21 protein-coding genes are annotated in these 22,090 nt (G+C 37.7%); 18 read left to right on the top strand and 3 right to left on the bottom strand.

The genetic code is table 11. The features are described 5' to 3' along the window. Positions 1–13 precede the first annotated feature (13 nt). Positions 14–649, bottom strand: a complete 636-nt coding sequence (locus SST111_RS00560) for an MBL fold metallo-hydrolase (protein WP_029944371.1) — start codon at positions 647–649, stop codon at positions 14–16. Between the two features lie 108 nt (positions 650–757). On the opposite strand from SST111_RS00560, the gene SST111_RS00555 reads away from it, so the two are divergent. The 4 genes from SST111_RS00555 to proC all read left to right on the top strand — a co-directional run bounded on the left by SST111_RS00555 (position 758) and on the right by proC (position 6,783). Continuing rightward, positions 758–3,226: a bifunctional DnaQ family exonuclease/ATP-dependent helicase gene (locus SST111_RS00555; protein WP_099809654.1), complete on the top strand. Its 2,469-nt coding sequence runs from the start codon at positions 758–760 to the stop codon at positions 3,224–3,226. 161 nt (positions 3,227–3,387) lie between these two features. Continuing rightward, the gene (proB, locus tag SST111_RS00550; protein WP_099809653.1) at positions 3,388–4,464 is read left to right on the top strand and encodes a glutamate 5-kinase; all 1,077 of its coding nucleotides are present in this window, start codon (positions 3,388–3,390) and stop codon (positions 4,462–4,464) included. A 285-nt stretch (positions 4,465–4,749) separates the two neighbouring features. After that, positions 4,750–5,988: a glutamate-5-semialdehyde dehydrogenase gene (locus tag SST111_RS00540; RefSeq protein WP_099809652.1), complete on the top strand. Its 1,239-nt coding sequence runs from the start codon at positions 4,750–4,752 to the stop codon at positions 5,986–5,988. A gap of 9 nt (positions 5,989–5,997) precedes the next feature. Continuing rightward, entirely contained in the window at positions 5,998–6,783 is a 786-nt protein-coding gene (gene proC, locus SST111_RS00535; protein ID WP_099809651.1) for a pyrroline-5-carboxylate reductase, read from the top strand. A gap of 22 nt (positions 6,784–6,805) precedes the next feature. Here proC and SST111_RS00530 read toward each other — a convergent pair whose 3' ends face one another. Further along, positions 6,806–7,210, bottom strand: a complete 405-nt coding sequence (locus SST111_RS00530; RefSeq protein WP_011922106.1) for a TetR/AcrR family transcriptional regulator — start codon at positions 7,208–7,210, stop codon at positions 6,806–6,808. 126 nt (positions 7,211–7,336) lie between these two features. Between SST111_RS00530 and SST111_RS00525 the strand changes: the two genes are divergently transcribed. Then, a complete protein-coding gene (locus SST111_RS00525) occupies positions 7,337–8,188 on the top strand; it encodes a DegV family protein (protein ID WP_099809650.1) in 852 nt (283 codons plus the stop codon). A gap of 253 nt (positions 8,189–8,441) precedes the next feature. Here SST111_RS00525 and SST111_RS00520 read toward each other — a convergent pair whose 3' ends face one another. Beyond that, positions 8,442–9,701, bottom strand: a complete 1,260-nt coding sequence (locus tag SST111_RS00520; protein WP_099809649.1) for an aminotransferase-like domain-containing protein — start codon at positions 9,699–9,701, stop codon at positions 8,442–8,444. A 122-nt stretch (positions 9,702–9,823) separates the two neighbouring features. Between SST111_RS00520 and yaaA the strand changes: the two genes are divergently transcribed. From yaaA to SST111_RS00455, 13 genes are all read left to right on the top strand, one after another. Continuing rightward, positions 9,824–10,558, top strand: coding sequence for a peroxide stress protein YaaA (gene yaaA / locus SST111_RS00515; RefSeq protein WP_099809648.1), 735 nt, complete (start codon positions 9,824–9,826; stop codon positions 10,556–10,558). A 100-nt stretch (positions 10,559–10,658) separates the two neighbouring features. Then, positions 10,659–12,104 carry an LCP family glycopolymer transferase CpsA gene (gene cpsA, locus SST111_RS00510; RefSeq protein WP_099809647.1) on the top strand — a complete coding sequence of 482 codons (1,446 nt, stop codon included), beginning with the start codon at positions 10,659–10,661 and terminating at the stop codon, positions 12,102–12,104. Between the two features lie 15 nt (positions 12,105–12,119). Then, on the top strand, positions 12,120–12,809 hold the full coding sequence (locus tag SST111_RS00505) for a YveK family protein (protein ID WP_044771090.1): 690 nt from the start codon (positions 12,120–12,122) through the stop codon (positions 12,807–12,809). A 9-nt stretch (positions 12,810–12,818) separates the two neighbouring features. Then, the gene (locus SST111_RS00500) at positions 12,819–13,505 is read left to right on the top strand and encodes a tyrosine-protein kinase (RefSeq protein ID WP_024384936.1); all 687 of its coding nucleotides are present in this window, start codon (positions 12,819–12,821) and stop codon (positions 13,503–13,505) included. A gap of 38 nt (positions 13,506–13,543) precedes the next feature. Next, positions 13,544–14,275: a capsular polysaccharide biosynthesis protein Cps4B gene (cps4B, locus tag SST111_RS00495; protein WP_024400834.1), complete on the top strand. Its 732-nt coding sequence runs from the start codon at positions 13,544–13,546 to the stop codon at positions 14,273–14,275. A gap of 65 nt (positions 14,276–14,340) precedes the next feature. After that, positions 14,341–15,717: a sugar transferase gene (locus tag SST111_RS00490; RefSeq protein WP_099809646.1), complete on the top strand. Its 1,377-nt coding sequence runs from the start codon at positions 14,341–14,343 to the stop codon at positions 15,715–15,717. Positions 15,718–15,750: 33 nt separating this feature from the next. Next, a complete protein-coding gene (gene pssD / locus SST111_RS00485; protein WP_099809645.1) occupies positions 15,751–16,227 on the top strand; it encodes a PssD/Cps14F family polysaccharide biosynthesis glycosyltransferase in 477 nt (158 codons plus the stop codon). A 14-nt stretch (positions 16,228–16,241) separates the two neighbouring features. Further along, positions 16,242–16,724 carry a PssE/Cps14G family polysaccharide biosynthesis glycosyltransferase gene (gene pssE, locus SST111_RS00480; RefSeq protein WP_099809644.1) on the top strand — a complete coding sequence of 161 codons (483 nt, stop codon included), beginning with the start codon at positions 16,242–16,244 and terminating at the stop codon, positions 16,722–16,724. A gap of 1 nt (position 16,725) precedes the next feature. Beyond that, positions 16,726–17,820, top strand: coding sequence for a glycosyltransferase family 4 protein (locus SST111_RS00475; protein WP_099809643.1), 1,095 nt, complete (start codon positions 16,726–16,728; stop codon positions 17,818–17,820). Between the two features lie 66 nt (positions 17,821–17,886). Further along, on the top strand, positions 17,887–18,819 hold the full coding sequence (locus SST111_RS00470) for an NAD-dependent epimerase/dehydratase family protein (RefSeq protein WP_099809642.1): 933 nt from the start codon (positions 17,887–17,889) through the stop codon (positions 18,817–18,819). Positions 18,820–18,840: 21 nt separating this feature from the next. Then, a complete protein-coding gene (locus SST111_RS00465; RefSeq protein ID WP_180274003.1) occupies positions 18,841–19,842 on the top strand; it encodes a glycosyltransferase family 8 protein in 1,002 nt (333 codons plus the stop codon). Between the two features lie 7 nt (positions 19,843–19,849). Then, positions 19,850–21,142, top strand: coding sequence for an O-antigen ligase family protein (locus tag SST111_RS00460; RefSeq protein WP_099809640.1), 1,293 nt, complete (start codon positions 19,850–19,852; stop codon positions 21,140–21,142). Between the two features lie 9 nt (positions 21,143–21,151). Then, complete coding sequence (locus SST111_RS00455; RefSeq protein WP_099809639.1) at positions 21,152–22,090, top strand: hypothetical protein; 939 nt, start codon at positions 21,152–21,154, stop codon at positions 22,088–22,090.

Here is a 22,090-nt window from a genome sequence, read left to right as displayed (position 1 = left end):
GCAGGTTTTCTTGTCATCTAAAAAACGGATTGAAATTTTTCTCATGTCCAACGCTGGTATTTTGACCATGACCTGGATGGACGGTGTAGTGGTTTGGCAGGGTGAAGATATGTTCTCTGATACCAGTAATCAGGTCATCAAAGTTGCTGGTTGGCAGGTCTGTGCGTCCTACAGTTTCACGGAAAAGTGCGTCTCCAGTGATGACGGCTTCGGCTACTGGAAAGATAAAGGATACGCCACCGATAGAATGACCTGGCGTCGGTACAACCTTGAAATGAAAACCGTCAAACTGATAGTCTTCTTGGTATTGGAAGATGTTTTCAGCAGGTCGGCAGACCACATTTTCCATATCATCATGACGAGGTAGACCTGACAGATTCATCTCTGGTGTGTAGAGCCAGCTGGCTTCACTTTCAGCCACATAGACAGGTGGAAAATCGTAGCTTTCACGCAGGATGTCCAAACTCATAATATGGTCATAGTGAGTGTGAGTAAGTAGAATAGCCGAAATTGGTTTTCCGATTTTTTCGATAGTTGCTTGAATTTTTGTCCAGTCACTTCCTGGGTCAATGATAATCAGATGGGTATCATTTTCAAGGTAGTAGGTATTTTGAAAAGCGACAGGATTGACAGATTTATGAATAAGCATGGTATTTCTCCTCACAGAAACAGTTTTTATATAAGTAGTCTAACAAAAAATTCCAACGACTTCATGGAATTTGTTTGGAGCTTTTTCCATGAGAGGGAATATGCTATAATGAACAGTATGAAAGACAGAAGAACAAGCAATCGGTATGCCGTTGTGGATTTGGAAGCAACTGGTACAGGTGCCGATGCAAAAATCATTCAAATCGGGATTGTTCTTGTTGAAAATGGAGAAATCATTGACAGTTATGCAACGGACATCAATCCCTATGAGCTACTGGATGATCATATCAAGAATCTGACAGGTATCACAGACCAACAGCTAAGTCAGGCTCCAGATTTTGGTCAGGTTACAAGTAGGATTTACGACATGATTGGTGATGCTATTTTCGTAGCCCATAATGTCAAGTTTGATGCTAATCTCTTGGCAGAAGCTCTTTTCTTTGAAGGTTATGAATTGCTGACTCCGCGTGTGGATACGGTGGAATTGGCACAATTATTTTTCCCGACTTTTGATAAATACAGTCTGGGCAATCTAGCAGAGCATTTGGACTTGGGTTTGGACCAGGCACACACGGCCATATCAGATGCCATGGCTACGGCGCGCTTGCTCATCAAAATTCAAGAGAAAATAAAGAGCTTACCCAGGTCTATTGTTGAAAAGATTCTTGATTTGGCGGACAATCTGCTCTTTGAATCCCGTCTGGTCATTGATGAGATGGTGCCTGTTCTGTCAGAAAATCTATCATACGATTTAGAATCTATTCATGACTTGGTCTTGAAAAAGCCAGAAGAAATCAAGTCAACCTACCGATTATCTGAAGATTTTTCGACCAATATTGCCCTTCTAGGCTTGCATGAACGAAAAAAACAAACTGTTTTTGCTCAAGTAGTAGAAAAACGCTTGGCTGACGAAGAAAAAGTGCATTTTATCCAAGCGCAGGCAGGTTTGGGGAAGACTTACGGTTATCTCTTGCCTTTACTTGCTAAGTCAGACCAGCCTTTATTGGTCACCGTGCCGACCAAGCTCCTTCAAGAGCAGATTATGGAAAAGGAAGGGAGCAAGCTTAAAGAGATATTTCGTATTCCCATAGTCTCTCTAAAATCGCCCAAGCATTTTATCAAGTTAGACAACTACTGGAAAACCCTGCAGAGGCAGGATGATAATCGCCTGGTCAATCAATTCAAAATGCAGGTGCTTGTCTGGTTATGCGAAACCACGACAGGTGATTTGGATGAGCTTAAACAAAAACAACGCTACCAAGCTTACTTTGATGAGATTGCCCACGATGGGAAATTGGAGCCTGAAAGTCTTTTTTGGGGCTTGGATTTTTGGCAACGATTGAACCAACAAGCTCTCTCTAGTAGACTGCTCATTACCAACCACGCTTACTTTCTCAGCCATCTTAAGGATCAAGATCCTCTCATGGATAAGCGTCTGGTGGTGATTGATGAAGCACAAAAGTTTCTCTTGGCTGCTGAAAATCTAGCGACGGCTTCGCAAGATTTGACAAGTATGTTACAAGTATTGCAAAGTAAAAAGGGCAGAGCGACGACTATTTTGGACCAACGTTTGTATGAGTCGTGCCAGTTTGAACTCAACCACTTTTTGAGTCGTTTTCGTCAGCATGGTCAACGAGAGGTTCAAAAGGCTGAACTTCATCAACTTGGTCAGAACCTGGAGGAGCTTGGAGATGTTGATTTGAACGACTTGCATCAGCTCATAGACTATTACGATACCTTTTGGTTGGAGGAGAAAAATTTAGAAGAAAAGCGGCTTGCCTATTTGCGGGGCTCCAAGGACAGCCTTCTAAATGCGACCAACTACCTGCCAGATACTAAGATTTTCTGCATCAGCGCAACCTTGACCATCAGCAAAAAGGTCAGTCTGGCGGATTTGCTGGGCTTTGAGCAGGTCACCTTGGATTTGATACCGACTCAAACTGTGACCAACCAGCAGCTGCTTTTTCCGACCCATCTCCCTGATATCCTCGCTTGGACCAAGGAGGAGCATGCAGCTTATTTGGCTACTACTTTAGGAGAAATAGCAGAGCTGGGACGACCGATTTTGGTCTTGTTCACATCGATTTCTCTGCTCTTGCAGGTGTCGGATTTGTTAGAAGGCAATAACATTCCTCACCTAGCCCAGCACAAGCATGGACAGGAAATGACTCTCAAACGCAAATTTGAACGAGGGGAATGCCAAATTTTACTCGGCACAGGTGTATTTTGGGAGGGCGTTGACTTTGCCAGTCAGGACCAATTGATTCAGGTTATTACAAGGCTCCCATTTGACAATCCAAAGGACCGGTTTGTGCAAAAAATCAATCACCATCTGCGTGAAGAAGGGAAAAATCCATTTTATGATTACAGCCTGCCTATGATGATGATTAAGCTCAAACAAGCCATCGGTCGTACCAATCGCCATGACAAACAAGATTCACTAGTCTTGGTTTTGGACCCGCGTGTTCACACCAAACGCTATGGACAGCAAATTCTGTCCTTCTTTGAGAAAGATTATTCAATGTTAAGTGTGGATGCGAAAGAAATAGAAGGAGCTATTCAAGGTTTTTTTGAATAAGTTGAAAGGGAGCCACAAGGCTTCCTTTTGTTTCCAGCGTTTTTTTAATGCTACTCATGATTAGGAATCTATTCCCTCTCTCCTTGCCGAATAACAGTGATTTTCTTTATGATTAAAATATGGTATAATTTTCCAAATATTAGTTTTTGTGAGAAGAGATTATGACAGAAAAAACAATTGTATTTAAGGTCGGGACAAGTTCTCTGACGCAAGAAAATGGGAGTTTGGACCGTATCAAAATCGCTCGGATTACCAATCAGCTGGCACAGTTGCACCAGAAGGGTTATCAGATTGTACTAGTAACATCTGGTTCGATTGCTGCTGGTTTTCGGAGATTGGGCTTTGACAAGCGGCCGACTAAGATTGCGGAGAAACAGGCTTCTGCGGCGGTTGGTCAGGGCTTGCTGATTGAGGAATATACGCAAAATCTGATGAAAGATGGCATTGTGTCGGCTCAGATTTTGCTGACCCAGGATGATTTTGCGGATGCTAGACGTTATCAGAATGCCTCTCAGGCCTTGCAGGTCTTGCTGAAACAACGAGCTATTCCCATTATCAATGAAAATGATACCATTGCCATTGAGGAGATTAAGGTGGGGGACAATGATACCCTGTCTGCTCAGGTGGCTTCTCTCTTGAAAGCGGACCTCTTGGTGCTTTTGACGGATGTGGATGGCCTTTACACGGCCAATCCTAACAGCGACCCCAATGCCAAACATTTGCCAGAGATTACGGAAATTACGGAAGACTTATTTGCCATGGCAGCAGGAGCAGGATCGTCCAACGGAACGGGTGGCATGACTACCAAATTGCAGGCGGCACAGATTGCGACCAAGTCAGGCGTACCTGTCTTTATCTGCTCTTCAAAAGAGGATACGGCCCTTCTACAAGCGGTTACTCAAACCAACCGTGGCACCCTCTTTTTAGCGGACGACCACGCCATGAACCAACGCAAGCAGTGGATGGCTTTCTACGCTCGGACAGACGCGGCGGTTGAAGTGGATGCAGGAGCGGTTGATGCCATGTTGCACCAAGGCCGCAGTTTGTTAGCAGCAGGAGTCAGAGCCCTAGAAGGCGACTTTGAAGTAGGACAGGTCGTGGAAGTTTACAGTCAAGCAGACCACTGCTTGATTGGTAAAGGACGGGTCAAACTGTCCTCCAAGGACTTGCAGGACCAGTTGGCAAATGGCAGAGCAGAGGGCGTGTTGATTCACCGCAACGATTGGGTTAGTTTATAGTCATTCAGTATATTTTTTATTGCTTGGACGTATGAGGAAACTTCGTTTCCTTATTTCCAACTTCAAACACTCTACTAGATTGTTTGAACTCGCTTTGCCGTACTTGGTAGAAGTAACTTGCTTCGCAAGTGCAATCTCCAACCTTGTACAGTCACTCGACTGTACAAGCAGCCTGCAGCTTTTGGTGCGAACATCATTCGCTTTATTTCTGACCTCCAACAGTCTATTCCTAGACTGTTGGAGCAAGTACTAAAAGCAAACTGAAAGACCAAATAGGAGAAAAATATGACAACAACACAAGCATTATTAGACAGTTTATTGGTCCATAAGGCCTCTATCAATCTGGCAACAACCGAACAGAAAAACCAGGCCCTATCAGCCATGGCAGACCAGTTGGTTGCTCAGACTGAGGCAATTTTAGCAGGCAATGCCACCGACATGGAAAATGCCCAAGGAAAAATCAGCCAAGTTATGCAGGACCGATTGCTCCTGACTGCTGAGCGGATTGAAGCCATGGCAGATGGCATTCGTGCCTTGATTGGCTTGCTAGATCCTGTCGGGCTAGTCTTGGAAGAATCCACTCGGGCAGACGGCTTGAACATCTGCAAGAAATCCATTCCCTTTGGATTGGTAGGGATGATTTACGAAAGCCGTCCAAATGTGACCTCAGATGCCGCTGCCTTGGCCATCAAGAGTGGTAATGCGGTCATCTTGCGTGGTGGCAAAGAAGCTTTTCATTCGGCCCAGGCTATTGTCACGGCCCTCAAAGCTGGTTTGGAGCAAGCTGGTCTTTCGCCAAAGGTCATCGAGCTAGTCCAAGATACCAGCCGTGCCTCTGCGACCGAGTTGATGACTGCCAAAGGCAAGATTGACCTCTTGGTGCCACGTGGCGGTGCAGGACTCATTCAAGCCGTCGTTGAAAATGCGACTGTGCCTGTTATCGAAACAGGCACAGGTATCTGCCATGTCTATGTAGATAAGGATGCGGATTTGGATAAGGCTCTTCAGATTGTGGTCAATGCCAAAACCAGTCGCCCATCTGTCTGCAATTCAGCAGAGGTATTGCTAGTCCATGAAGAAATTGCCAGCCAATTCCTACCTCGCTTGGAGGAAGCTCTGGCTGGTCAGGTGGAGCTACGTGCTGACAATCAGGCCCAGGCTCTTCTCAACCAATCCACACCGGCAGGCGATCAAGATTTTGATACAGAATTTCTGGACTATGTCCTGGCTGTCAAAGTTGTTTCAAATGTAGAAGAGGCTATCAGCCACATCGCTCAACACTCGACAGGGCACAGCGAGGCCATTGTGACGGAAAATAGCCAGACGGCAGAGCGTTTTACTCTCTATGTGGATTCGGCGGCAGTCTATGTCAATGCCTCGACCCGCTTCACAGACGGTGGCGAGTTCGGTCTGGGCTGCGAGTTAGGTATTTCCACCCAGAAGATGCACGCCCGTGGTCCAATGGGCTTGCGTGAAATGACCACTTACAAGTACATCATCACAGGCGACGGCCACATTCGTTAGGAGGGTAAGATGAAGATTGGATTTATCGGACTGGGCAATATGGGAGCTGCCCTGGCCCAAGCGGTCAGCCAACTACCAGACACCCAGCTCCTCCTCAGCGACCACAACCCAGCAAAAGCCCAGGCTCTTCAAGAGAAGGTAGGCGGTCAGCTTTTTTCTAATAGGGAAATAGCAGAGCAGGCTGAGGTCATTTTCCTTGGGGTCAAGCCTCACCTGATTCAGACAGTCTTGTCAGGCTTGCAGGATCAGATTAGCCAGAATCCGTCAGCTATCTGGATTTCTATGGCAGCGGGTGTGCCCCTTGACAGCCTGGCAGAATATGTATTGGCAGACAAGATCATTCGTATTATGCCCAATACACCGGTCGCTATCGGCCAAGGCATGACAACCTATAGCTTGGTCAATCAAGAGCTCGCTCCGCTATTGGAACAAATCCTAGAAAAATCAGGCAAGGTCCAGCAGGTGCCAGAGAGCCTGATCGACGCAGCAACGGCTATCGCAGGCTGCGGACCAGCCTTTGTCTATCAGATGATTGAGGCTCTGACAGATGCCGGTGTGCAAAACGGGCTGACGGCTCAAGATGCCAAGGTTCTGGCTGCACAAACCTTGGCTGGAACTGCCCAGATGGTCTTGAATAGCGACAAGCACCCAGCTCAGCTGAGACAAGAAGTGACCTCGCCAGGCGGCTCGACTATCGCAGGCGTGGTAGCCCTTGAAAAAGAAGGCTTCCGTTACGCCATTATTAAGGCAGTCGCCGCCGCCCTCAAAAAGACTAGAAAATTAGGCAAAAAATAGAAGACAGCAAAAAACGGGACTTTTAATCCCGTTTTGTTTTTTCCTTGATCCATTGACTGACGTTGGACAGGGCCTTGCTTTGCTCTGCCTTGCGTTTTTGTTCCTGGACAAAATCTGCAAAGCTTTGCTTGACGCCGTCCTTTTGAACCTTGTCCTGCAAATCATGCCATTTCTTTTTAAGGTTGCTGGAAGTCCGTTCGTAGTAGTCTTCAAGGATTTCTTCCTTGGACTTGTAATTGCGGTAGAAGGCATTGCGTGACACACCAGCTTTTCGGACCAATTCAGATACCGAAATTTGCTTGAGCTCCTTTTTCTCTAGGAGAAATAGCAGAGCAGTTTCTATTGATTCCTTAGTCAGTTGATTCGCTTCTTTATTTGATTGATAGAGGTTTTTCAAAGATTGGGGTGAAATTTTACGACCTGCCATAGTTTTCCTTTTCCGAGTGTCACATCTGAAAGAAAATGCTTTCAGATAGGGTAGTTTAATGATATAATTGTAAGTAAATAGAGATTTATTGTCAAATAAAAAAGTAAAATTGGAAATGAGAATATTATGTCAAAATGGAAAATTGTTGCAGATTCGGGCTGCGACTATCGTCAATTAGCTAATCTAGCTCCGGACACTGAATTTATTAGTGTGCCACTTACCATCCAAGTTGGAGAACAAGCATTTGTTGATGATGCAAGCTTGGATATTGATCACATGATGGAGGTGATGGAAGCATCTAAGTCTGCAGCGGGGTCTGCGTGCCCAAGTCCGCAGGCTTATCAGGCAGCTTTTGAGGGAGCTGAGAACATTATCGTTGTGACGATTACAGGTGGGCTATCGGGTAGTTTTAATGCGGCACGTGTAGCTAGGGATATGTATATCGAAGAGCATCCGAATGTGAATATCCATTTGATAGATAGTTTGTCAGCCAGTGGGAAAATGGATTTACTTGTTGACGAAATCAATCGCTTAATTGGTGCAGGACTAGATTTTCCACAAGTAGTAGAAGCGATAACTCACTATCGGGAACACAGTAAGCTCCTCTTTGTTTTAGCTAAGGTTGATAATCTTGTTAAGAATGGAAGACTGAGCAAATTGGTAGGCACTGTCGTTGGTCTTCTCAATATCCGTATGGTTGGTGAGGCAAGTGCTGAAGGAAAATTAGAGTTGCTTCAAAAGGCGCGTGGTCATAAGAAATCTGTGACAGCAGCCTTTGAAGAAATGAAAAAAGCAGGCTATGATGGAGGTCGTATCGTCATGGCCCACCGCAATAATGACAAATTTTTCCAACAGTTTTCAGACTTGGTCAAAACCGAATTTGCTAATGCAACCATTGAAGAAGTAGCTACATCTGGTCTTTGCTCTTTCTATGCTGAAGAAGGCGGACTTTTGATGGGCTATGAAGTGAAAGCGTGATTCACAGAGTAATACTCAATGAAAATCAAAAGTAGCCTAGGAAACGAAGTCGAAGATAGAACTCTGTTACTATCTTATTTCAAGGTAACAGGCTGAAAACCTCCACTGGAGCTTTTCGCTCATCAAGGCTCTTGACAGCGGATAATTTTGATTTTCGAAGAGTATAACAATTTGGGGATGTAATTTCCACTATAGAACAATCCCCCTCGTCTTTTAAGTTCGAGGGGGATTATTTGCATGAGGCTATTAGATTTCATTCATTCAAATATCTTACAAGTTGCTCCAGCTTATCTGCAAAATCTTGTTCAAAGAAGATCTGTAAGAAATCAGCTTTCTGTCCGCTGAAATAATAACACTTTCCAAACATGTGTTGGATGCTAGGCGAAAGAATCCCCTTGCTTAGCTGAAAGGTCACGCTCCCTTTGGAAATTCGATACGGGATGTTCAAATTGTATTTCTCTAAACAATCTTTTATTTTATTCCACTGAGCGTGATAAATATGATGAAGATGCTGTGTGTTTCGTGCAAACATACCGTTATCAATGTAGAGCGAGAGAGCTTTTTGCATGATAAGATTGGTATCGTAGTCGATTAGACTCTTATGTTTGATGAAGGAATCACGTAGCTGATTAGGAAGGCTGATTGCACCGATTCGAAGGGCAGGAAAGAGTGTCGGTGTAAAAGATTTTATGTAGATGACACGATTATCTGTATCAAGATAGTGTAAAGGTAGGCTATGACTAGAGTCGAAATCCGCCAAATAGTCATCCTCAATGATGTAGACATCATATTGCTTTGCTAATTTTACGATGGCTGTTTTTGTTGCTATATCATAAGTTGAACCGAGAGGGTTGTGCAAGCGAGGAATTGTGTAGAAAAACTTAATTTTTCCAGTTTGGAAGATACTTTCCAATTCTTCTAGGCCAATTCCATCTAAATCTCGTTCAATTGTTTGATAGGGGATTCCTTGATGTCGAATGAGCTCTATCATTCGTGAGTAGGTAGGGTTCTCTATCAAGATTTCCGTTTTTCCAGCCAAGGTTTCCATTTGTGTGAGAATATATAGAGCTTGTTGACTACCAGCTGTGATAACCAGCTGGTCTTTTTTTGTATAGACATGATAGTCCATTAACAGACTTTGAACGGAGGAAATCAATTCTGCCAATCCCTCTTGCTGGTGATAGTAGTTGAATAGGTAATTTTCCCGCCCAATAAGACTTTCGTTTAGACAAATCCGAAAATCTTCATAGGGTAATTCTTGAAAGTCTGCAGGATTGAGCTCTACAGTATGGTCTTGGAAATCTCTATCTTCTAAGATATAATAACCGCTTTTTTCGACAGCGTAGATCTTATTTTGATACTTTAATTCCAACATAGCCTTTTGGACAGTGTCTTTGCTACAATGATATTGCTCGCTGAGTTGACGGATAGAAGGTAATTTCTCTCCACGTTTGAATCGGTGTTCCTCTATTCCAGTCAAAATATCTTGGATGATAACTTGATATTTTTTCATCTAGGCCCCCTTTTTTATAGACTATGTTACTAGCTAGTATATAGGAAAAGTTGCAGAAATACAATATATGAATAATGGGGTTGAGGCTCAGGAATTAAGCTACTCTATGGTATAATTAAGTGATGAAAATAATTATACCTAATGCAAAAGAAGTAAATACAAATCTAGAGAATGCCCCGTTTTATCCCCTGTCTGATCGAAGCAAGCCGGTGCTGGATGCCATAAGTCAATTTGATGTAAAAAAGATGGCTGCCTTTTATAAATTGAATGAAGAAAAGGCTGAGTTAGAAGCTGATCGTTGGTATCGAATCAGGATAGGTCAAGCAAAAACCTATCCAGCCTGGCAGTTATATGATGGTCTCATGTATCGTTATATGGATAGGCGAGGTATAGATTCGAAAGAAGAAAATTACCTACGTGACCACGTTCGTGTTGCGACAGCCTTATACGGATTGATTCATCCTTTTGAATTCATTTCACCTCACCGCTTAGATTTTCAAGGGAGCTTAAAGATAGGCAATCAGTCTTTGAAACAGTACTGGCGACCGTATTATGACCAAGAAGTTGGTGATGATGAACTGATTCTCTCGTTGGCTTCGTCAGAATTTGAGCAGGTGTTTTCTCCACAGATTCAGAAAAGATTAGTTAAAATTCTTTTCATGGAAGAAAAAGCAGGTCAGCTAAAAGTTCACTCAAATATATCAAAAAAAGGTAGAGGAAGATTGCTGTCCTGGTTGGCTAAGAACAATATTCAGAAATTATCGGACATTCAAGATTTTAAGGTGGATGGCTTTGAATATTGTGCTTCCGAATCAACGGCAAACCAACTTACCTTCATACGATCAATCAAAATGTGAAATAATAAACAAGATAACGTTTTCCAGCACTAAAGAAGGGTAGAAAAATATTAATTTCTATGATATACTAGGTTAGTTATAAGTAAAAGGAAGGTTGTTTATGAAAAAGAGAAGCGGGCGAAGGAAGTCGTCCAAGTTCAAATTGGTAAATTTTGCGCTTTTGGGGCTTTACGCCATTACTTTATGTCTATTCTTAGTGACCATGTATCGCTATAACATCCTAGATTTCCGGTATTTAAATTATATTGTTACACTTTTGCTAGTAGGAGTGGCAGTATTGACTGGATTATTGATGTGGCGTAAGAAAGCGCGTGTGTTTACAACACTCTTACTTGTTTTTTCACTGGTCATCACTTCTGTCGGAATCTATGGGATGCAAGAAGTTGTAAAATTTTCAACACGACTAAATTCAAATTCGACATTTTCAGAATATGAAATGAGTATCCTTGTCCCAGCAAATAGTGATATTACGGACGTTCGTCAGCTTACTAGTATTCTTGCTCCAGCCGAATACGACCAAGATAACATCACCGCTTTAATGGAAGACATTTCCAAAATGGAATCTATTCAACTAGCAACTAGCCCCGCGACCTCTTATCTGACAGCATATCAATCTATGTTGAATGGTGAGAGTCAAGCGATGGTCTTCAACGGAGTTTTTAGCAATATTTTAGAAAATGAAGATCCAGACTTTTCTTCAAAAGTGAAAAAAATATATAGTTTCAAAGTGACTCATACTGTTGAAACAGCAGTCAAACAAGCGAGTGGGGACAGCTTCAATATCTATATCAGCGGTATTGATACCTACGGTCCAATTTCATCTGTTTCGCGTTCAGATGTCAATATCATTATGACTGTCAATCGTGCGACACATAAGATTTTATTGACAACTACTCCACGAGATTCATACGTTGCTATCGCAGATGGCGGGCAAAATCAATACGATAAACTAACACATGCGGGGATTTATGGTGTTAACGCCTCCGTGCACACCTTAGAAAATCTTTATGGTATTGACATTAGTAACTATATCCGACTCAACTTTACTTCCTTCTTACAGTTGATTGATTTGGTTGGTGGTATTGATGTGTACAATGATCAAGAAGTTACCAGTCTGCATGGTGGTTTTGATTTCCCAGTAGGTCAAATCCATTTAAATTCAGAACAGGCCTTAGGTTTCGTCCGCGAACGCTATGCTTTAGCTAATGGTGATAATGACCGTGGAAAAAACCAAGAAAAAGTGATTGCAGCCTTGATCAAAAAAATGAGCGCACCAGAAAATCTTAAAAACTATCAAGCGATTTTATCTGGTCTTGAAGACTCCATTCAAACTGACTTGAGTTTGGAAACGATTATGGGCTTGGTAAATACCCAATTAGAATCCGGTACCCAGTTTACAGTTGAGTCTCAGGCCTTGACAGGTTCAGGTCGTATGGATTTACCTTCTTATGCGATGCCTGGATCACAACTGTATATGATGGAAATTAATCAAGATAGTCTGGAACAAGTAAAGACTACTATTCAATCAGTATTGGATGGAAATTAAAAAATAGGAGAAATTATGAATAACCAAGAATCAAATACAATCGAAATTGATGTATTATCATTATTGAAAACAATCTGGAGAAAAAAATTCTTCATTCTAGTAACTGCGGTATTAGGAGCAGGGCTGGCATTTGTTTATAGCAGTTTTTTGGTAACTCCACAATATGACTCTACTACCCGTATCTATGTAGTGAGTCAAAATGTAGAAGCTGGTGCTGGGTTGACCAACCAAGAGTTACAAGCAGGTACCTATTTGGTAAAAGACTATAAGGAAATTATCCTATCACAAGATGTATTGACGCAAGTAGCTACAGAGTTGAACTTGAACGAGAACTTAAAAGAAAAGGTTTCAGTTTCTATCCCTGTCGATACTCGTATCGTTTCTATCTCCGTGCGTGATGCGGATCCAAATGAAGCGGCACGTATTGCAAATAGTCTTCGTACCTTTGCGGCGCAAAAAATTGTTGAGGTCACCAAGGTAAGTGATGTGACAACACTTGAAGAAGCAGTCCCAGCGGAAGAACCAACCACTCCAAATACAAAACGAAATATCATACTTGGTTTATTAGCTGGCGGTATCTTGGCAACAGCTCTTGTACTGGTTATGGAGGTTTTGGATGACCGTGTCAAACGCCCTCAGGATATTGAAGAGGTAATGGGCTTGACCTTGCTTGGTGTAGTACCAGATTCGAAGAAATTGAAATAGGAGAACAATATGGCAACGTTAGAAATTGCACGTACGAAAAAAGAATTGGTAAATAAAACAGAAGAATATTTCAATGCCATCCGTACCAACATTCAGCTTAGCGGAGCGGATATTAAGGTTGTTGGTATTACCTCTGTTCAGTCAAATGAAGGTAAGAGTACAACTGCGGCTAGTCTCGCTATTGCCTATGCTCGTTCAGGTTATAAGACCGTTTTGGTGGATGCGGATATCCGAAATTCAGTCATGTCTGGTTTTTTCAAACCTATTACAAAGATTACAGGTTTGACGGATTACCTAGCAGGGACAACAGACTTGTCTCAGGGATTATGCGATACAGATATTCCAAACTTGACCGTCATTGAGTCAGGAAAGGTTTCACCTAACCCTACTGCCCTTTTACAAAGTAAGAATTTTGAAAATTTACTTGCGACTCTTCGTCGCTACTATGATTATGTTATCGTTGACTGTCCACCATTAGGACTGGTGATTGATGCAGCTATCATTGCGCAGAAATGTGATGCGATGGTGCTGGTAGCAGAAGCAGGCAATGTTAAGCGCTCATCTTTGAAAAAAGTTAAAGAGCAGTTGGATCAAACAGGCACACCGTTTTTAGGCGTTATCTTGAACAAATATGATATTGCCACTGAGAAGTATGGTGAATACGGAAACTACGGAAATTACGGCAAAAAAGCCTAATTTCTCAGATAATATAAGTTTGATAAGTAGGTATTAGTATGATTGATATTCATTCGCATATCATATTTGGTGTGGATGACGGACCAAAAACTATTGAAGAGAGCTTGAGTTTGATAGGCGAAGCTTATCGTCAAGGTGTTCGCTATATCGTAGCGACATCTCATAGAAGAAAAGGGATGTTTGAAACACCAGAAAAAGTTATCATGACTAACTTTCTTCAACTTAAAGAAGCAGTAGCAGAAGTTTATCCTGAAATACGATTGTGCTATGGTGCTGAATTGTATTATAGTAAAGATATCTTAAGCAAACTTGAAAAAAAGAAAGTACCCACACTTAATGGCTCGCGCTATATTCTCTTGGAATTCAGTATGAACACTCCTTGGAAAGAGATTCAAGAAGCAGTGAACGAAGTGACGCTACTTGGACTAACTCCAGTACTTGCCCATATAGAACGATATGATGCCCTAGCGTTTCATGCAGAGAGAGTAGAAGAGTTAATTGACAAGGGATGCTATACTCAGGTAAATAGTAACCATGTGCTGAAGCCCGCTTTAATTGGCGATCGAGCAAAAGAATTTAAAAAACGCACTCGGTATTTTTTAGAGCAGGATTTAGTACATTGTGTTGCCAGTGATATGCATAATTTATCTAGTAGACCTCCGTTTATGAGGGAGGCTTATAAGTTAATAACAGAGGAATTTGGCGAAGATAAAGCGAAAGCGTTGCTGAAAAAGAATCCTCTTATGCTATTAAAAAACCAGGCGATTTGAGGTTGGTTTAAAACTTTAGAGTATCAACTACTTTGCTAGATAGTATGAAGTAAAATGGAGAGAGTATGATTAATATAAATGGTTATCGCCAGTTACGGTTGGCGCTTCTTGAATTAATTGCCGTATTTTTTGCTGTATTTTTAACTAATCAATTTCCAGATTCGGATCTTAATCGAACAGGCGTCTTATCTATTTTCGTATTGCATTTTTTTGCTTTTAATCTTTCTAAAATGTACGTAGATATTGAAAAACGAGGTTACCTAGCAGAAGTAGAGAAGACACTAACCTATAGCTTAATTTTGGCATTACTATTAACTTTTACCTCTTTTATGTTGGTAGATGAGGTCAAGATTTCAAGAAGGGGATTGGTCTATTTTTCCGCAATTAATTTTGGCCTAGTTTATTTGTCGAATTGTATTATTAGACATTATAAGCATATATTTCTAATTTCAAAGGAGCAGCAAAAAAATACACTGCTTATAACTACTTATGAATGTTTTCGATTGATGAGAGGCTTATTTGAATCAGAATTATTACCTGCTAAATATTTGGCTGGAGTCGTAATTTTAGGAGAAGGTGTAACTAACTTGGAATTGCCAGCACCGCTTATTCCTTTGGAACAAGCAGTAGACTTTGCAACTCATGAAGTAGTTGACCATGTTTTTATTAATCTTCCAAGTGAAATTTATGATTTGAAAAGCATTGTATCAGAATTTGAAATCCTAGGTATAGATGTGAGTGTGGATATCAATTCATTTGATTTTCAAGCTTTACGAAATAAAAAAATTCAACAAATTGGTGACCATAGTATTGTTACTTTTTCCTCGAATCTTTATAAGCCTAGCCACATCTTTATGAAACGACTGCTGGACATTTGTGGTGCAATAGTAGGTTTGATTTTTTGCGGACTTGCTTCCATTGTCTTAGTTCCTCTTATTCGGAAAGATGGTGGACCAGCAATTTTTATTCAAAAGCGCGTTGGAAAAAATGGGCGAATTTTTAAGTTCTATAAATTCCGTTCTATGTATGTAGATGCTGAAGAGCGTAAAAAAGAATTAATGGCTCAAAATCAGATGCAAGGTGGTATGTTCAAAATGGATAACGATCCTCGCATTACACCAATTGGTCATTTTATTCGGAAGACAAGTTTGGATGAACTGCCACAATTTTACAATGTTTTGACTGGCGATATGAGTCTTGTTGGTACACGACCCCCTACAGTCGATGAATTTGATCAATATACTCCTAGTCAAAAACGCCGACTCAGCTTTAAACCAGGTATTACAGGTTTGTGGCAGGTAAGCGGACGTAGTAATATCACAGACTTTGACGAAGTTGTGAAACTAGACGTGGAATACATTGATAATTGGACGATTTGGTTAGACGTGAAGATTTTATTGAAGACATTTGCGGTTGTTTTAAAAAGAGAGGGGAGTAAGTAAGTTTTATTACTACTTAAGAATGTATAAATAGATATGAATGGTATAAGTAAGAAAACTAAAGTTTGTTTTACAGCATCAACTGGAGGTCATTTCGAACAATTGATGATGTTAATGCCTTTAATGGAAAAGTATGATAGTTTTGTCATTACCGAGAAGACAAACTACAATATTGATCTGGAAAACATACGGAGTTACACAGTATCTCAGATTAATAGAAGTGAAAAACTTTTGATTTTGAAATTATTAAAAATAAGTGCAAGTTCATTTTACATTTTTCTTAAGGAGCGACCAGATTTTGTAATTTCAACTGGTGTTTTAGCAACGATTCCAATAAGTTTAATTGCAAAGTTGTTTGGTAAGAAAATAATTTATATTGAGTCGTTTGCAAAGGTGAGCTCACCTACTTTGACTGGGAAATTAATGTATAAATTTGCAGATCAGTTCTATGTTCAGTGGGAACCGATGTTGAAACACTATCCAGAGGCCATCTTTTTAGGTGGAATTTATTAGAAAAGGAGAAGATAATGATATTTATTACTTTAGGATCACAAAAATTTCAATTTAATAGATTGCTTGAGGAAGTTGATAAGTTGGTTGAGAATTTGAAAATTTCTAATGATATTTTTGCTCAAACTGGCTATAGTGACTATATACCAAAGAACTTCGAATATAAAAATTTTTTGAGTAGAGAAGAGTTTCAAGAACTTTCGAATAAATCTGATTTAATTATTACACATGGAGGAACGGGTGCAATTGTTGGTGCATTAAAAAAAAGCAAAAGAGTAATTGCTGTGCCCCGATTACCAAAATATGGAGAACATATTGATGAACATCAAACAGAGATAATTGAAGAGTTTGAAAAAAGCGATTTGATTGTAGGATGTTATGATGTCAGAGATCTAAAAGAAGCTATTGATAAAGCACTTAATAAGAAAATTGTACTCTATAAATCGAATACGACAACTATAATAGATAGTATTGATTTTTTTATAAATACGAGGAATTAATTTGAAAATTTTAGTTATATCTAACATGTTTCCTAGTGAGAAATATCCATCATATGGAATATTCGTTAAAAAATTTTGTAATCAGTTAAACAAAATAGGAATTTCTTATTCGCTGTCAGTTATGACAAAGTCAGATTCTAAAATAGTAAAAGTAATTTATTATTTATTATTCTATCTCAGAACTATTATTAAAATTTTGTTTTATAAGTATGATTTAATTTATATTCATTATGCCTCTCATAGCAGCATTCCTGTACTTATTGCTAGACCATTTATAAACAAAAAGATATTAGTTAATGTACATGGAAGTGATGTTGTTCCAGAAAATAATAAACAACAAAAACTTCAAAAAGTCACTAAAAAAATTTTATCAATAAGTGATAAAATCATTGTTCCAAGTGAATATTTTCGTGATTATGTATCAGAAAAATACTTAATTAATAGTTCAAAAATTGAAATATATCCGTCCGCTGGTATTGACTCTAATTTTTTTAATACAAATGTAGGAATTGAAAATACTATGTTTAAAAATATTCTAAAATTAAAAGGTGATAAAAAAATTTTTGGCTTCAGTGGAAGAATTAGTGAAGGTAAGGGATGGGATACGTTTTTAAATGCAATTGATTTGTTAAATAGTAAGTATAATGATGAAAATATTTATATAATTTTAGGAGATGGGTATCAATCAGACTTATTGAAGGAATGTGTAGAATCAAAACGGCTAACGGAAAATTTTATTTTTATCAATAAGCTCTTACCACAAAATGAATTGGGAGAATTTTTTAATTTAATTGATTACCTTGTTTTTCCAACTAAAAGAGAAGGTGAAAGCTTAGGTTTAGTTGCGCTTGAAGCAATGGCTTGTGGAACCCCAGTAATCACTAGCGATTTTGCTGCTCCAAAGTACTACATAAATGATGGTTACAATGGATTTAAGTTTACGGTAGGTTCAGAAGTAAAACTTGCGGAAACAATATACAAATTAAGAACCTTATCCTCTCAGGATTACGATAAAATCTGTAAGAATGCACAACAAACAGCAGAAAAATATTATGAAGAAAATATTATCAATGAATTAAAGAGAGTAATAAGTTAACAAAAAATTATTGAATTTGAAAACAAAGCTTATCTGTAAAGTAGCATAAAATTAGGGGGTAAAGTTATGAATGTGTTAATATTAGGGGCAGCTGGTTTCATAGGAACTAACCTTACATTGGAATTAATGAAGTCAAAAAACAATCATCTAACATTGGTTGATAAAAATAGAGACTATTTTCAACTGCCAAAATTATCCGAAAGAGATAATGTTTCAATTATTGAATCATCTTTGGATAACAATATCGATTTTGATGAAATTGTTAAAAATCAAGAAGTAGTATACCATCTTGTAAGTTCTGTAGTACCATCAACGTCTAACCAACATATTACTCAAGATATTGAATCAAATGTATTATTTACTTCAAATTTTCTTGAAGCGTGTGTTAGAAATAATGTAAAAAAAGTAATTTTTATTTCTTCAGGTGGGACCGTTTACGGTAAAGAAGGTAAATGTCCATTAGTTGAGGAAACAAATACCGCCCCAATATCATCATATGGGGTACAAAAAGTTATGATTGAAAAATTACTTTATTTATATAATTATATGTATGGATTGGAATACAAAATTGTAAGATTGGCAAATCCTTATGGTCCTTACCAAAGGCCAAATGGTGTTTTAGGTGCAGTGACAACATTTACATATAAGGCTATCACAGGTGATGAAATAACAGTTTATGGTGATGGTAGTGTAATTAGAGACTATATTTATATTGACGATGCTATAAAAGGTATTATTACAATTGCAAACGAATATTCTGAGCATAAAATTTTCAATTTAGGATCTGGTTATGGAACCAGTATTATGGAAATCTTAGACATTATTCAAGATGAATTAAAAGTAAAGTTAGATCTTTCATTTAAAGAAAGTAGAAGTGTTGATGTTCCTATTAATTTCTTGGATATGACAAGATATATTGAAGCATTTGGAGAAAAACCACACCGAGATTTAAGAGAAGGTATTGCTGCAACAGCAAAATTTTTATCAGAAAATTATTAAGTATTTTTAGGGAGATTAATTGTGAATATCGTATATACATTCGATGAAGGTTACGCTACAATTGCAAGTGTGTCAATATTGTCTTTGTTAGAGTCAAATATTGAAGCGTCAGAATTAAATATTATTATTGTTGATTGTGGTTTGAGTGAAAAAAGTATTGCTCAATTAACTAGTTTGATAAACAGATTTAATCGGAGTATTAAATTTGTTAATGGAAAAAATATGGAAAATAAAATTCCTATTGAGTTAGAACTTTCATACTGGTCATTTGTATGTTATGTGAGACTTTTTTTTCCAGAATTATTACCACAATATGATAGAGTTTTACATGTCGATTGTGATACCTTAATAAAAGGTTCTTTAGAAGATGTATATAAAATTGATTTAAACACAAATATATGTGCAGCATGTTATGATTGTTTACCAACTTCAAAATATCAAGCTGGAATGAGTAAAGATGCTCCCTATTTCAGTAGTGGTATAATTCTATTTGATTTAAAAGCAATGCGATTAGAGAATATTCAGCAAAAGTTTATCGACTATATTGTTGACCAGAATGGAAGCCTGCCACATTTAGATCAAGATGTACTTAATGTAGTTTTAAAAGATAGGATTTCATTATTACCTGCTAATTATAATTTGATGACTCAAAATGTAGTTTTTAAGGAAGATTCTTGTGAATTTTTTGTGGAAGAACCTTACTATACAAAAAACGAGATTAAGCAAGCTTTAAAAAATCCAATTATGATTCATTTAGTTGGCTATAAATATGTTAGTAAACCATGGTCACAACCATGCTATAATCCATTTAATAAAGACTGGATTGGTTATTATAAAAAGCTATCATTTGATGATGGAGAATTATTAAAATATAAACCTAAAAAATTTGGTATTCTTAGAGAAATTGTTTGTTGGTTTTGGAATATTGGAATTCATATACCATTAGTAAAAGATATTGAATTTCACTTTGAAAAAAAACGGATACGTAATAAATGCGAAAATCTATTAAGTAATTTAAAGTGAGGTTAGTATGATATTTACTTTTTTGTCAATAGTTATAGGAATTTATGCTTTTTTTGATTTCAAAAGGGCTATTCAACTATTTACTATTTATCAAATCATCTGGTATCCAACTGTAATATTTAACATAGGATCGGTAAGTTTAGGAACAAACTCAGTAATTCCACTTTTATTTGCAATATTATTTTTCTTTAAAAGACATCAATTCAATCCTGCTACCAAATTCCCATTTACAGTTCCGTTTGTGCTAATTATTCTTTCGTATTTGTTTTCTTGTTTTACTGCATTATCAGGATTATTTCCAGAATTCTCAAGGAGTTTAATGAGAGTATTTAGTGTTTACATTTATGTATACATACTATGGAATGTTATTGAAACAGATGAGGATTTTGCATTTATTTTCAAAGGAACTACATATTTAATATTCATTTCTTGTATTTATGGAATTATCGAGTACGTAACGGGAAATAATTTTGTTTTAGATTATAAGATAAATTTATCTGGGAATACAATTGAAACTTACGAAGGATACACTTTGAGAGGATATCGTTTAACCTCTCTTTTTGAACACCCAATCGGTGCTGGAATGACATATGGTTTATATTCGATTTTTACTTTGTCTCTTTTTTTCAACAAAGCTAAGTTGAAATTTCAATCGAATTTAGCTCTAATTACAGCTATACTTTGTATCCCACTAATCATTTTGACTAAGATGAGAACACCGATATTATTTACTATTATTGCAGGTGCTATTTTAGTGAAATTTTCGAGATATGTAAGACGTAAGTCAGTATTATTAGTTTTAGTTGTTGTTATGGCGTTAATACCAATTCTCGCAATTGTAATATCTTCAAATTCGGCATTACTTACTAACTTATTTTCAACAGGAAGATCAGCAGAAATTGGCGGAAGTAGTTTAGAAATGCGTCTCAATCAAATGGTAGCAATCCAGGAAATCGTAAGTTCATCACCTATTTTTGGTCTGGGAGAAACATTTAGAAATAGTATTGTTAAAAACGGTCTTACAAATGCTGCATTAGGATTTGAAGGAATTATTTTTGAACAGTGGAGTATGCACGGAATTTTTGGATTAGTGACTACTGCCATTTTAATATATACTTCGGTAATTAAGATACCATTAGTATATAGAACTAAGGAAGTTGCAATTCTATCTCTTGCATATTGGATTGCGTATATTGTATCATCATTACCTTCATTTAGAATCGTATTTTATTATTTATTTATATTTTATTTTATCAAACAATCAGAAAAATATAGAGATCACCGAAGTCCGACTGTATAGGAGTTAATTTTGAAAAAAGCACTATTAATTTGCCCACATTTTATGGGGTATGATGAAATATTAGTTGAAGAATTAAGAAAAAAATATTCAGTGGCTTACTTGGATTCTGATTTATTTCTAAAAAATGCTAGGGATGAATATAATAATCTACCTATTATTGTTAAATTATTTTTTAAAATTTTTAAATCTTTTAGGAATTTTTATAGAGAATTATTATTAAATAGAGCATTAGAATCCAATGTACCTAATTTTATTAACAATGAATTTGACATTATTCTTTCTATTAATGGTGATGGGTTATCAGAGGATTTTTATAAAGTACTTTTTTCTCGAAATAAAAGTGCAAAAAAAATTCTATACGTTTGGGATGATTTTGATTGGTTATTTAAAAGCAGTCATATAAAATATTTCGATCAAGTTTCAACTTATAATTTGGAAGATTCACAAAAATTTGGTTTTTCTTATTTACCTGTTTTTACAAAACCCATTATATTTGAAAAATTACCTCAAAAAAAATATGACGTATCAATAATTGCAACTGCGAATCAAAAACGTGTTGATTTTATTAGAAAATTTTATGAACATAATAAAGAAAAATATTCTTTTTATATTTATTTATATGATAAGAATTTGGACTTTAATTTTTTTAGTAATAGAGTCCCGTTAAGTTATGAAGAGTATCAAAAAATATTATTAGAATCTATTTCAACACTGGACATTGTGAGATTTGGACAAAGAGGGCCTACGACAAGAGTTTTTGACTCACTTTTGACAAAAACTAAAATTATAACGGCAAATAAAGAAATAATTAACTATCCTATAAACAGTGAGAATATTTTTATTTTAGATACAAAACTTGAAATACCTGAAGATTTTATAAAAAGTAATTTTGTTGAAGGGCAAACTGCATTAATGGTAGATGATTGGTTGGATAGAATCGGCATTTAA

Origin of the sequence: Streptococcus suis YS161, assembly GCF_002760245.1 — a bacterium.
Lineage (GTDB): Bacteria > Bacillota > Bacilli > Lactobacillales > Streptococcaceae > Streptococcus > Streptococcus suis_I.
This window is presented reverse-complemented; position numbering and strand designations above follow the sequence as displayed.